Here is an 11,819-nt window from a genome sequence, read left to right on the forward strand (position 1 = left end):
TAAGGTTCACCGCGACAAGTAAATAAATTATAGATGTTACCTAAATTTTTATAATTTTACTACGCAGCGGCGCCATTCTAGATAGGATTTCGTTTTGTATGCTATGGCTAATATTTTGCTCCTCCATAGCCTTAACAAGCAAATCCACTACATGGTTAAAGTCTTTCTCAGTTATATGCATCCCTGTATGAATATCTACCATAGAATCTCCTGTGTACTTGCATGGACCATCAACTAGCATACACATATGCATAATAAAGCCCTCCCTAAAGTGGTCTATGTCGCTGTGCTCAAAGTAATGTAAAACTTGCTCATCATTACCTATCTGGTAAATAAAACTGTCTACAATACGCGTAAGCCCCGCCCGGCCATCAAGTTGTTGATAAAGAGATAAACGTGTTGAGCTTACACACCCAGCCAGTGCACTTAAACATAACCATAAAATAACCACGTTTTTCATTACCAATACCCTGTTACCGATACGTACCACCCTGTTTGATCACTCGCACCTGCAATGCTACCTAAATCTAAGTATGCGGCGGTAACACTCACGTGCTTGTTTGGCATCCACGCAATAAACAAATCCTTCCAGTCTTGCTCACCTAAATTAAGGTTATTGGACTTTTGCCTATATTCAATACCAACAGCAACACTTCGGTTTAAAAATACTGCAGTGCTGCCTTCAAATAAAATTTTTGCATTATCATTTGCCCCACCATAACCAAGTAACCCGAGTTGATTAGCTTCACTGTAGCGCGTTGTGAGGTTCCAAAACCAATTAAGCCCCCCTACAGCGCCTAAATGGAGTTTACTTGCAGCAAGGTAGTAATCGGTGCCGCTAGTATCCTTTGCCCCTACAAGAGTCGCAACAGCGCCATCATCAAGGGATTTATGCTGAACCCCTAAGCTCAATTGCGGCCATTTGCTATAAACTATATCGCCGTATAAGCGAATTTTAGCCCCCGTAATAGATTGCTCTATTTCGGTATCAAGTGCAGGCACGTCAAAGCGCTGTTGTGCATAGCTAAACTCTACTCGATTAAATAAGTTAACTTGCGCTCCACACACATCTAATGTGTAATCGGTTACATCGGCATGACTACAAAAGCCATTTACAGAGAACTCGTCTTCACTGGCATAGCCTGCAAGTTGTGCCCATGGCACAATACCGCCGCCCCCGCTACCTTCTATTTGCGAAACCCCTGGGGTTGCTAACAATTTACCGTCGCTTGCTAACCCATAAAAACTCGAAGTCATTAATAGCCCTAGCAATAAACACTTAACTTTTTTCATAATATTCCTTTAGCCACTGTTCTAACAATTCTGCTTTTAAAGGCTTACTTAGGTAATACCCCTGAGCGTGATCACAATGCATAAGTTTAAGTAAATCTAACGAATCTCTGTTTTCAACGCCCTCTGCAACAACACTAAAGCCTAATTGATGCCCTAAGGTAATAGTCGACTGCACTATGTATTGATCCTTACGCGACTCATCTAACTTTAAAATAAAGCACTTATCTAACTTTAGCTCATCAATAGGTAGAGTTTTTAATCTGCCCAATGATGTTTGCCCTATGCCATAATCATCCAATGAAATTTTGACACCAATGGCTTTTAAGTTTTGTAACGCTTTTATGCCTTTTTCTTCGTTTTCAATCATGTCGCGCTCAGTCAATTCAACAGTAATAAGGGTTGGATCAACCTTGTATTTTTTTAATGTACGCACAAGCGCAGAGTGAAAACTCGGTGAGGCAATATCTTGCGCTGAGACATTAATGGCAGCTTGCATTTCAATTCCTTTAGCCTGCCAATCAGCCACTTGAGAAACCACCGTTTTAACAACCCAAGATGTAAGCTCTACAATAAGCCCCGATTGCTCGGCTAAATCAATAAACAGCTCTGGATTTACCCAATTGCCATCTTTACGCTGCCATCGGATGAGGGATTCAACTTTATTTATTTTTTGTGTGTGTAAATGCAACTTGGGCTGATAGGTCATAAATAACTGCCCATCATCATCGTTAATGGCTTGTTTTAGTTCATCGAGTATTTTTAAACGGTCTAAATGTGCTTCGTCTTCACCATTTTGATAATAGTGAATACTGTCTTGACTATCTGTTGCATTGTCTACAGCAATAAGTACACGGCGCATTAAGTCGTCGCTGGCAACCCCTTGTGTTGGGTACTCTACAACCCCTGCACTAAAGCGTAAGTTAATTTTTAGTGTTTTAATGGTATAGCAAGCTAAAAGCTGTGCCATTAAACCTACTATACCGCTTTTTTTCTCTCTGGCGGCGGCGCTTGGGAACACAGTTAAAAATTCATCCCCCCCTATGCGCGCATGAAAGCCGCCAAGTTCGTCCGAAAAACCACTAATTCGATTGGCAACGGCTTTTAAACATTCATCGCCTACCCGTGGGCCAAGTTTATCGTTTATATGCCGTAAGCCTTTTATATCTATAGCCACAAGGGTGTATTGTGTAGAGGAAATAAGCTCATCGTCGAGCACTTCAAGCATAGCCGAGCGGTTATAAAAACCTGTTAGCGAATCATGGCGTGCCTGAAAACTAATTTTTTGTTCACGCTCGTTAATATCGTTACCCATATTATCAAAGGCGTTAGCAAGGGTTGCTATTTCAGTACTTTGTTTAGAAGCATTAAATTCAAACGCGTAATTACCTTGAGCAAATTGTTTGGCTATTACTGCAAGCTGCGACAGGGGAGTGATTAAGTTATTTGCCAGTAAGCTACTGGTAACAACCCCCACCAGCATCGTTAGAATGGCCATAATAATTAACGTAAACAATAAATTTTCAAAATCGTTATAGCTTTGTGTTAAATCAGCGCTAAGTAATATAGTTACTAAGTTTCCTTGCAAGGAGGGCAGCGTGATGTCTCGGTTTTTATATATAGGGTAATCACCAAACAAACGCGTTGTTGTGGTGGTATTAAAGTAGTTTTTAGGTGCAAAAACCTCTGGGCGCTCAAGTAAAGAGCTCCTTACTAAGTTATTTTCCTCAGCAATAAAACTGACATGCATTCCTGTTAGGTTTTTAAGTTCAAGAGCGACTTCGTCGTCAATTTTAAAACCCACTAAGCTGTAAGCAACGGTTCTAGGCGCCCTTACAGGTAGTAAAATAACTTGGTATAGCTGTTTATTAAGAACAACAAAGCTCGATTGCTCTGGCGAAGTTAGTAACTCATCCAGTAACGGCTTTAAGTTTTGAGGGTATAAATCGGCATGAGTATTGGCTGAAATTAATTTACCCGATAAATCAATCAGTAGCATAAGCTCTGCATCAATACGCTGACTGTGGTTAAACAACACACTACTTATGGTGCCCGCATCGCGAGTGGCAACCGCTTGCTTAAAGCCAAAGTCGGCTGTGAGTACTTTAGCAGCTGTAAGCAACAAGCTTTCTTTCGCGCTCAGATACTGCTTGTATACATTTTGCGCCACGCTAATGTTTTGATTTACTTTTTCTTCTTGAAATTTACTTGTGGACCACCAAAAACTAGCAATACTCAGCATAGTAGTCAGTAACACTAAGCCTACACACAAAACAATAATGCGGTTTTTTAAACTGTTAGTCATTACCGCCCTTAAACTTATTACCAAACGTATTTCTAGGGGCTGGGGTGGATGTATCTATTTGAATTAGTAACTCATTATTATTTATTGTTATCATTTTTTTATTTTCCAACGGTGCAGTTTGTAGCGCATGCCACACACTCAGCGTAGTCGGTAAAGAGGTTATGTCTAAGGTTAACTTACCCGTATTGTTGGTTTTATAAACGTGCTCACTATTGGCTACATAAATATAGCCAACCATAGAGTCATGTATATTACAGCCTAGTACAACAACACCTTGTTGATCAAAAGTAACGGGCTCTTTAGGTTGACCTGAATAGAGTTTTAGCTGAAAGGGCTTGGCCTGAGAAAAAGAGTAAACATGATGACGAATATTATCACTATTAGGAAAATTAACCTGCTGGCCTTTTTGCACTACAAGTAAATCGGGAAAAAACGCTTTATCTACTTGGTCCATTACTGCAACGGGTAACGAAGTGCGCTCATGCTTTGCCGCTTTATAAAGCTCAACGACCGCGTTTGGTAATGGCTGACCATGTTGATCTTGAATTACTAAGTCAACATTTGCACCCAGTACGCCTTGGCTAAAAAATAAAGTAGCGGCGAGTAAATAACCTCTTTTATTAAAAACTTGCTGCACTTGCCTAAACATAACAACACCTAAAAGTTAATCTTAGGTTAAGTTAATTAGAGACCAGCACTAATTGCAAGGAATATAGCCCAGTAACCAAAAATAAAGACTGGGCTTTGTTTATTTTAGTACTTTAGTTGTACTATTTTACAATAAGGCCGTAATCAGTATCTAAAATATTAACGACTTCTTGGCGAGGATCTTCAGGAATTACAATATTTTCGCCAATAATTTTACTCGCTATGCCTACATAAGTGTTAGACACCTCAAGCATCACCGATTCTGGTAAAATAAAGTCTTTAGCAAGCTGCTCGCGCTCACTCATACGGTCTTTATTTAATAGCACATCACTTTCTGGCACATTAGAAATTAATAACTGGCGGAACCCTTCTTTAGAGTTTTCGATTATTTTACCCTCGCGGTACGCCGCGCCATCCCATATGCGTGAAGAATCAGGAGTACCCACTTCATCAATATAAATAAGCTGTTGGTTACCGTCTAAATCCTCTACATAACCAAACTCAAACTTTGTATCTACAAATATTTGATCAAGCTTTGCCAGCTCTTCACTAATTAGCTTAAAACCCTCAACTAATAGCTTTTCGTACTTAGTTACATCTTCAGCTGATTTAAAATTAAATACATCTAGGTTATCAGTGATGTTAGCGCGCGTAATGTTTACATCATCAACGGGTGGAATATCAGCCACGCCCTCGATAATCCCTTTTGTAGAAGGCGTAATTAGTACGTTTTCAAGCTTTTGGTTTGCCGTTAATCCCTCAGGTAAATCTATGCCACAAAAGTTGCGGACTCCTTTGCTGTAATCACGCCACATGCTGCCAGTGATGTATTGGCGCGCAATTGCTTCTACTTTAACGGTACTTGCTTTGCGCACAATCCATACGTAAGGGTGCGGAATGTCAACAATGTGGTTGCCCGCAAGGCCAGCTTTATCAAATAACGTAAACCAATGAGATGCAACAGAGTTAAGCGCAATGCCTTTTCCCGGCACGCCGTTTAAGCCATTCTCGCCTTGCCAAATACAATCAAAAGCAGAAATACGGTCTGAAATAACCATAATTGCAAGCTCAGTTCCTTGCGGAACTTTATAGTTTTTTTCTTTAATGAGGCGTGCGCTGTCTTCATCTGTTAGCCAATAAACCGAACGAACTTTACCGCTGTGTACGTCACCTTTAGTGCGAATGGGTAAATCATCGTTAATGTCTAAAACTTTATAGCTAGTCATGCTATCTCCGGGGTTAGGGGTGCTCAAAGAGCAAAGTATGGTATGGGGTTATAAGCACTATATAATAAATCAGCCTACCCTAAAGCTCAATCAGCACTGAAAACTAAATAACCTGACCCTTGGTTAAGAGATTTACTAGGGCGTGTTGAATTATGGTGATATCTAATTTATTTTCTCTAGCCAGAGGTTTTCAATGATAACAAGGCGAATTTACGCGTTGATAGCTGCCCTATTGCAAGTAAATTCAACGGCGTTAGCGCTGAAAGTAGCTGCTGGTTTATTATCCAAAGCTCAGGTTAAATAACTAGGCAATATTTATATGGCTGTAATAATGCGGTAAACTTAGCGTGCTAACTAGAGGAGTACCGCTTGAACTACCTAACCGCGACCGCAAATAAAAAATACCTAATGTATATTTCGCAAAATTATTCGTACGCTATTTTAAGGCCATTACAAGCACAAATTTTAGCGCATGGTGGTGAGGTACGTTGGTTTTTAGCGGGTAATGAGGTAAACTCTGACTTTTTAAATGATGACGAGCAGCGATTATATACAATTACAGATGTAAGGAATTGGAAACCCGATATTACATATATTCCTGGCAATATTGTTCCAAGCTTTATCCCTGGTAAAAAAGTAGCCGTTTTTCATGGGTTCAACTCTGAAAAGCGAAGCTCTGAAGGGAACAGAGGCCATTTTACCATTAGGGGCTGTTATGATTTATATTGCACTCAAGGTCCTAATACAACTGAGCGCTTTAAAGAACTTGCACAACAACATGGTTTTTTTAAAGTAACAGAAACAGGTTGGCCTACTCTTGACCCTTTGTTTAACGAATCACAAAGCAATCCATACCAAAGTAACGATCCACGCCCTACTTTACTTATTTGTTCAACCTTCTCTCGTAAGTTGTCACTAGCCCCCAAACTATATGAGCAAATAAAGCATTTTAGTGAACAAGGTAAATGGCGAATCCTAATGCAGTTTCATCCTAAAATGCCAACCGAATGGGTAAATAAGTACAAAGCACTAAGCAATAAAAACTTAACCTTTATTGAAACAGATAACGTGTTACCTCTGCTTAAAGCAGCTGATGTAATGCTCTGTGATACCTCATCGGTGTTACTGATGTTTTTGTTACTTCGCAAACCTGTAGTTACCTTTTGTAATCAAAAGCCTATGCCTCATTTACTTGACGTTACCAACGCAAATGAAGTTGAGCCAGCAATTGAGCGTGCATTAACGAGACCTAATGACTTAATGCAATATATTGAAGACTATTGCCAAGAGCTACACCCATACACGGATGGAAAATCTAGCCAACGTGTGCTTAATGCTGCAAATGAATTTTTGCATAAAAACGAAAAGCTAAAACCTAAACCTCTTAACCTATTTCGAAATCTTAAAATGCGTAAAGAATTCAACTTTTGGGGTTGGTAACACCACATAGTATGATTGAGCTTAATAATGTAACCTTTAAATGGCATAAAAATGACGCCAAGCCTACGCTAAATATCCCAACCCTTAGGGTTGATAAAGGTGAGCATATTTTTTTACATGGCCCCAGCGGCGCCGGTAAGTCAACCCTGCTTGCGCTATTGGCAGGTATAAACATACCAAGCAGTGGTAGCATACGTATTTTAAGTTGCTATTTGAATACACTTAGCAATACGCAAAGAGATGTATTTAGAGCGGAGAATATTGGCTATATTTTTCAAAACTTTAATTTATTACCGTATTTGACCCCCATTGAGAATGTCACGCTTGGCTGTGAATTTTCAAAAAGCAGAAAACAAAAAGCCTTACAGCAAACAACAGAGCCTAAGCCAAGCTTACAAAAAGAAGCGATACGCTTATTAACAGCATTAGGTTTAAGTGAGTCATATCATAGTAAAGATGTTGCTTCGCTCAGCATTGGTCAGCAACAGCGGGTTGCCGCTGCTCGCGCATTTATTGGTAGCCCAGAGCTCATAATTGCTGATGAGCCTACCTCGGCACTTGATACCGCAAATAGAGAAAGCTTTATAAAACTGTTATTCGAACAGGCTAAGCGTGCCAACAGCACGCTCGTTTTTGTAAGCCATGACGAAACATTGAAGCCGCTATTTAATCGTGCAATCAGCCTAGCTAGCTTACAGGAGCAGTTATGATCCTGACTAAATTAGCATATAAAAGTTTGCTTAACCGCCGAGCGAGTGTACTACTGACATTGTTTACCATTGCTATTAGCGTGATGTTATTACTCAGTATTGAGCGAATTCGCGTGGATGCAAAAACCAGTTTTAGTAATACCATCTCCGGTACAGACCTGATTGTCGGTGCCCGTACCGGCGACATACAGCTATTGCTTTCATCCGTATTCAGAATAGGCCATGCCAATAATGGGGTGAGTTGGCAAAGTTATCAGTACATCGCAGCTCAACGTGGTGTTAAATGGAGCATTCCTATTAGTTTAGGCGACAGTCATAAAGGCCAAGCTGTAATTGGTACAACCCGCGATTACTTTACCCACTATCGCTTTGGTAAAAAGCAAACGTTAAGTTTTCAACAAGGCCACCCGTTTGAGCGTGTAAACCAGGTGGTACTTGGCAGCGATGTGGCGAGCCGTTTAGGGTATACACTAGGTGATAACATAGTAATCTCACACGGCATGGGTAATACAAGTTTTCACCATCATAAAGACAACCCGTTTACTGTAATTGGTATTTTAAACGCCACCGGCACGCCAGTAGATAAAACCTTGCACATACCTCTAGCTGCAATTGATTTAATCCATGGCGGCGTACATTCATCGAATGTTGAACATGGTGAAAGCGATGAACACCATGTCCACGATGAGCACGATGAGCACGATGAGCACGATGAGCACGATGAGCATAACAACCTAATCGGTGAACCAAATCAAATTACTGCATTTTTAATGGGCTTCGATTCACCCTTATATACATTGCAAATTAGGCGCAATATCAACCAATACAAAAAAGAGCCATTGCTGGCCATTATGCCCACAGTCACCTTAAAAGAGCTGTGGCAAATGCTCGCCATTGTCGAAAAAGTACTCTTACTGTTTTCAGGCGTTGTTATATTGGTCAGTTTATTGGGCATGTTAACCACACTACTGGCCAATTTAAACCAACGCCGAAGAGAGCTTGCTATTTTACGCTCAGTGGGCGCAAGGCCATGGCAGCTTTTTACACTCATAAGCATGGAGTCGTTATTTACAACGTTATTAGGCTGCCTAGTTGGCTGTGGTTTATATTATGGCGTTATGCTTGTTAGTAGTAGCTATTTACAAAGCCATGCAGGCATAAGCGTTAATATAGCCATGCTCTCTTACTATGAACTCACTTTAATAGGCGTTATTATGGCCGCTGGGTTTATAATTGGCTTAATACCCGCCACCCGCGCTTACTTTTATTCGCTTAGCGATGGTATGAGTATAAAAACTTAATTTTAGGAATTTCATGATACTTTTTAAATCTGCGCTTTATTACAGCATGCTAGTGGGCTGCTTCCTTATTAGCTTTAACAGCAGTGCAAATCCACCAAAAGAAATTTTTTGGGAAGACTTAATCCCACAAGGGCATGTACAAATAGATACTCAAGCACAGGCCAATCACGAGGGCAGCGAGCAAAACTGGGTGCAACCAGAGCTAGATGCTCCCGTGGTTGAAGCATTAAATGGGCAATCAGTGAGCTTGCCGGGGTTTGTTGTTCCACTTGAGGGCGACAGCGAAGTCATTACTGAGTTTTTACTTGTGCCATACTTTGGCGCGTGTATTCACGTACCGCCCCCGCCGCCAAATCAAATCGTTCATGTAACAGTAAAAGGCGGAGTGCCCATAGAGAGCTTGTACGATGCGATTGTAGTTACCGGCGTTATCAGCACTGAAACCTGGTCGGGCGAAATAGCCCAAGTGGGCTATAAAATGAAAGCCGTCGGTGTGGCACCCTTTGAGCTATAACATGGCTATTTTTGGCAGTGCTTACAAAACACCGTACTGCGCTGCCCTAGCCTAATTTCTTCAAGTGGCGTTTTACACGTTACGCACGCCTCTCCTTTTCGCCCATACACTAATAACTGCTGCGCAAAATAACCTGGTTTGCCATCACTTTGGGCAAAGTCTTTTAAGGTTGTACCACCTTGTGTTATTGCCGCTGCTAGGGTCTCTTTAATAATAGGAACCAGGGTTTGATAACGCTTTAGCGAGACTTTGCCTGCTTCACGTTTTGGGTGTATCCCCGCTTTAAATAACGACTCATTGGCATAAATATTACCTACGCCCACAACCACCGCGTTATCCATAATAAATTGCTTCACGGGGACTTTTTTATTTCGCGACTGCTCGTATACACGCTTTGCAAAAAAATCATCCGTAAGCGGCTCAGGCCCAAGCTTTGAAAGCAACTTATGTACATCCCCCGGTGCTTGCCACAAACAGCAACCAAACCGGCGAGGGTCGTTTAATCGCAGCGCCTTGTCATTACTAAGAATAAACTCAACATGATCATGTTTTTTAAGTGGCTCGCGTTTATCCACAACGCGCAAATTACCCGACATTCCCAAATGTAAAATAGCACTCCCTAATTCGCAGTGCAGTAACAAATACTTTGCACGGCGCTCGATTCGCTCTACCTTGAGCCCTTCTAACTGATAAACATCATCTGGCACAGGCCAGCGCATACTGGCATTATAAATATTAACTTTGCTTACAACTTGGTTTTCAATATGTGGGGTGATCCCCAGTCTACTAACTTCTACCTCTGGTAATTCAGGCATTAATGCAACTCACTTTTTGAAAAATCAACACTTGGAAATAACTGCTTTGCAGTTTCTAAATCAAGCCCCATAACACGCTGGCTATTTTTCTCGAGCAAATAATATTGCCCGCTGCCTTTATAAAGTAAATAAACCCAAGGTAAGCGCTCGCCAGCCAACTCAAAGGTGGCAACATAAAGTGGTGAATTGGGGTTAAATACCATCGACTCATTTACTTCCAATAAGGCAGCCGTTTGCCACCTATTGATTAGCTCAGCTAACTGCTGCTGTGATGCATCCCAGCTCACTGGCGTATTTTCTTTTAATGCGGTTGTACGCCAACTAGTACCAATACGTTCAATTTTCTGATCAACAAAACTCAGTGTTAACACAAAACTTTGTAATGGCAGTACAGGCTGTAATTTAGGCCCGTCCTCGCCCCCTAAAAACTGCTTATGCCAGCCATTTAAAAAAAAGATCATAATCAACATCGAAAAAATAATAACGTTGTTCCAACCTTTGCGGCCTAGTCGCATATTTATACACCCAGTAAATTCAAGATTTTAAAGTGTAACTAAAACTTAATTGCACTGTCTATATGTTAAAGGCCACAGACTTTGGTAGAATATCTGCAAATTTAAAGGAGTTCCGTCAATGTCTATGTATGTAGTGGGCCATAAAATCCCAGATTCAGATTCTATTTGTGGTGCAATTGCACTGGCTTATTTAAAAAACCAAATCGATGAGCCAGCAATTCCAACACGCCTTGGTGAAGTGTCACCAGAAACACAATTTATCCTAGATAAATTTGGCTTCGAAGCACCTGAGCTTAAATTAAGCTACGCTGGCGAAGATGTGTATATTGTTGATCACACCGAAAAAACACAAGCACCTGACGATATCGACCAAGCACGCGTTGTTGGCGTAGTCGATCATCATAAGTTAGGTGACTTAACGTCATCTACACCACTTGAGTGCTGGATTCGCCCAGTTGGCTGTTCTAACACCATTATTAAAATGATGTATGACTTCTACAACGTAGAAATCCCTAAAGACATCGCTGGCATCATGCTATGTGCAATTTTAAGCGATACCGTTATTTTTAAATCGCCTACTTGTACAACGGCTGATATTAAATGTGTAGAAGCACTTGCAGAGATCGCCGGCATTGAAGACTTTAAAGAGCTAGGCATGGACATGTTCCGTGTTAAGTCTGCAGTTGAAGACACACCAGTACGTGACTTAGTAATGCGTGATTTTAAAGACTTCAACATGAACGGCAATCTAGTCGGCATTGGCCAGCTAGAAGTAATCGACCTTGCAGTGTTTGACGAAATTAAAGCCGACTTAGAAGCCGATATTGCTAAGCTAAAAATTGAAGGTAACCGCCACTCAGTATTTTTACTACTTACCGACATCATGAAAGAAGGCTCACAAATGTTAATCGCATCAGATGATGCAACACTTGTAGAGCAAGCTTATGGTGAAAAACTAAGCGAAGGTAAAGTATGGCTAGACGGTGTATTAAGCCGTAAAAAGCAAGTAGTACCACCACTACAAGACGTGTTTGCCAAGCTGTAAGCTGTAAGCT

General features: G+C 40.9%; 12 protein-coding genes. 5 read left to right on the plus strand and 7 right to left on the minus strand.

Annotated elements, in window-relative coordinates:
• Positions 1-40: 40 nt before the first annotated feature.
• From CWC16_RS09835 to CWC16_RS09855, 5 genes are all read right to left on the minus strand, one after another.
• Positions 41-460, minus strand: a complete 420-nt coding sequence (locus tag CWC16_RS09835) for a group I truncated hemoglobin (RefSeq protein WP_138541412.1) — start codon at positions 458-460, stop codon at positions 41-43.
• Positions 460-1,293, minus strand: a complete 834-nt coding sequence (locus CWC16_RS09840; protein ID WP_138541413.1) for a DUF3034 family protein — start codon at positions 1,291-1,293, stop codon at positions 460-462. The genes CWC16_RS09835 and CWC16_RS09840 overlap by 1 nt, the downstream gene beginning before the upstream one ends.
• Positions 1,280-3,595, minus strand: coding sequence for a bifunctional diguanylate cyclase/phosphodiesterase (locus tag CWC16_RS09845; protein WP_138541414.1), 2,316 nt, complete (start codon positions 3,593-3,595; stop codon positions 1,280-1,282). Before CWC16_RS09845 ends, CWC16_RS09840 begins: the two co-directional genes overlap by 14 nt.
• Positions 3,588-4,244 carry a methylamine utilization protein gene (locus CWC16_RS09850; RefSeq protein ID WP_138541415.1) on the minus strand — a complete coding sequence of 219 codons (657 nt, stop codon included), beginning with the start codon at positions 4,242-4,244 and terminating at the stop codon, positions 3,588-3,590. The genes CWC16_RS09845 and CWC16_RS09850 overlap by 8 nt, the downstream gene beginning before the upstream one ends.
• A 121-nt stretch (positions 4,245-4,365) precedes the next feature.
• Complete coding sequence (locus CWC16_RS09855) at positions 4,366-5,469, minus strand: phosphoribosylaminoimidazolesuccinocarboxamide synthase (RefSeq protein WP_138541416.1); 1,104 nt, start codon at positions 5,467-5,469, stop codon at positions 4,366-4,368.
• 369 nt (positions 5,470-5,838) lie between these two features.
• Between CWC16_RS09855 and CWC16_RS09860 the strand changes: the two genes are divergently transcribed.
• From CWC16_RS09860 to CWC16_RS09875, 4 genes are read left to right on the plus strand one after another with little or no spacing between them, the layout of a single operon-like run.
• Entirely contained in the window at positions 5,839-6,909 is a 1,071-nt protein-coding gene (locus CWC16_RS09860; RefSeq protein ID WP_138541417.1) for a CDP-glycerol glycerophosphotransferase family protein, read from the plus strand.
• A gap of 11 nt (positions 6,910-6,920) precedes the next feature.
• Positions 6,921-7,619 (plus strand): ABC transporter ATP-binding protein, encoded by a 699-nt coding sequence (locus CWC16_RS09865; protein ID WP_138541418.1) that lies wholly within the window; start codon positions 6,921-6,923, stop codon positions 7,617-7,619.
• The gene (locus CWC16_RS09870) at positions 7,616-8,920 is read left to right on the plus strand and encodes an ABC transporter permease (protein ID WP_138541419.1); all 1,305 of its coding nucleotides are present in this window, start codon (positions 7,616-7,618) and stop codon (positions 8,918-8,920) included. The genes CWC16_RS09865 and CWC16_RS09870 overlap by 4 nt, the downstream gene beginning before the upstream one ends.
• A 13-nt stretch (positions 8,921-8,933) precedes the next feature.
• The gene (locus CWC16_RS09875; RefSeq protein WP_138541420.1) at positions 8,934-9,434 is read left to right on the plus strand and encodes a DUF3299 domain-containing protein; all 501 of its coding nucleotides are present in this window, start codon (positions 8,934-8,936) and stop codon (positions 9,432-9,434) included.
• Between the two features lie 5 nt (positions 9,435-9,439).
• Here CWC16_RS09875 and mutM read toward each other — a convergent pair whose 3' ends face one another.
• Positions 9,440-10,249 (minus strand): bifunctional DNA-formamidopyrimidine glycosylase/DNA-(apurinic or apyrimidinic site) lyase, encoded by an 810-nt coding sequence (gene mutM / locus CWC16_RS09880; protein ID WP_138541421.1) that lies wholly within the window; start codon positions 10,247-10,249, stop codon positions 9,440-9,442.
• Positions 10,249-10,764 (minus strand): hypothetical protein, encoded by a 516-nt coding sequence (locus tag CWC16_RS09885; RefSeq protein ID WP_055017536.1) that lies wholly within the window; start codon positions 10,762-10,764, stop codon positions 10,249-10,251. Before CWC16_RS09885 ends, mutM begins: the two co-directional genes overlap by 1 nt.
• 118 nt (positions 10,765-10,882) lie before the next feature.
• Here CWC16_RS09885 and CWC16_RS09890 point away from each other — a divergent pair, with 118 nt between their 5' ends.
• On the plus strand, positions 10,883-11,809 hold the full coding sequence (locus CWC16_RS09890) for a manganese-dependent inorganic pyrophosphatase (protein ID WP_055014233.1): 927 nt from the start codon (positions 10,883-10,885) through the stop codon (positions 11,807-11,809).
• Positions 11,810-11,819: the final 10 nt, after the last annotated feature.

The organism is Pseudoalteromonas sp. S3776 (genome assembly GCF_005886915.1).
Classification (GTDB): Bacteria; Pseudomonadota; Gammaproteobacteria; order Enterobacterales; family Alteromonadaceae; genus Pseudoalteromonas.

What these genes read in the sequence shown, in the direction of transcription:
- CWC16_RS09835 (WP_138541412.1), bottom strand. Translation starts at nt 460, where the DNA reads ATGAAAAACGTGGTTATTTTATGGTTATGTTTAAGTGCACTGGCTGGG.
- CWC16_RS09840 (WP_138541413.1), bottom strand. Translation starts at nt 1,293, where the DNA reads ATGAAAAAAGTTAAGTGTTTATTGCTAGGGCTATTAATGACTTCGAGT.
- CWC16_RS09845 (WP_138541414.1), bottom strand. Translation starts at nt 3,595, where the DNA reads ATGACTAACAGTTTAAAAAACCGCATTATTGTTTTGTGTGTAGGCTTA.
- CWC16_RS09850 (WP_138541415.1), bottom strand. Translation starts at nt 4,244, where the DNA reads ATGTTTAGGCAAGTGCAGCAAGTTTTTAATAAAAGAGGTTATTTACTC.
- CWC16_RS09855 (WP_138541416.1), bottom strand. Translation starts at nt 5,469, where the DNA reads ATGACTAGCTATAAAGTTTTAGACATTAACGATGATTTACCCATTCGC.
- CWC16_RS09865 (WP_138541418.1), top strand. Translation starts at nt 6,921, where the DNA reads ATGATTGAGCTTAATAATGTAACCTTTAAATGGCATAAAAATGACGCC.
- CWC16_RS09870 (WP_138541419.1), top strand. Translation starts at nt 7,616, where the DNA reads ATGATCCTGACTAAATTAGCATATAAAAGTTTGCTTAACCGCCGAGCG.
- CWC16_RS09875 (WP_138541420.1), top strand. Translation starts at nt 8,934, where the DNA reads ATGATACTTTTTAAATCTGCGCTTTATTACAGCATGCTAGTGGGCTGC.
- mutM (WP_138541421.1), bottom strand. Translation starts at nt 10,249, where the DNA reads ATGCCTGAATTACCAGAGGTAGAAGTTAGTAGACTGGGGATCACCCCA.
- CWC16_RS09885 (WP_055017536.1), bottom strand. Translation starts at nt 10,764, where the DNA reads ATGCGACTAGGCCGCAAAGGTTGGAACAACGTTATTATTTTTTCGATG.
- CWC16_RS09890 (WP_055014233.1), top strand. Translation starts at nt 10,883, where the DNA reads ATGTCTATGTATGTAGTGGGCCATAAAATCCCAGATTCAGATTCTATT.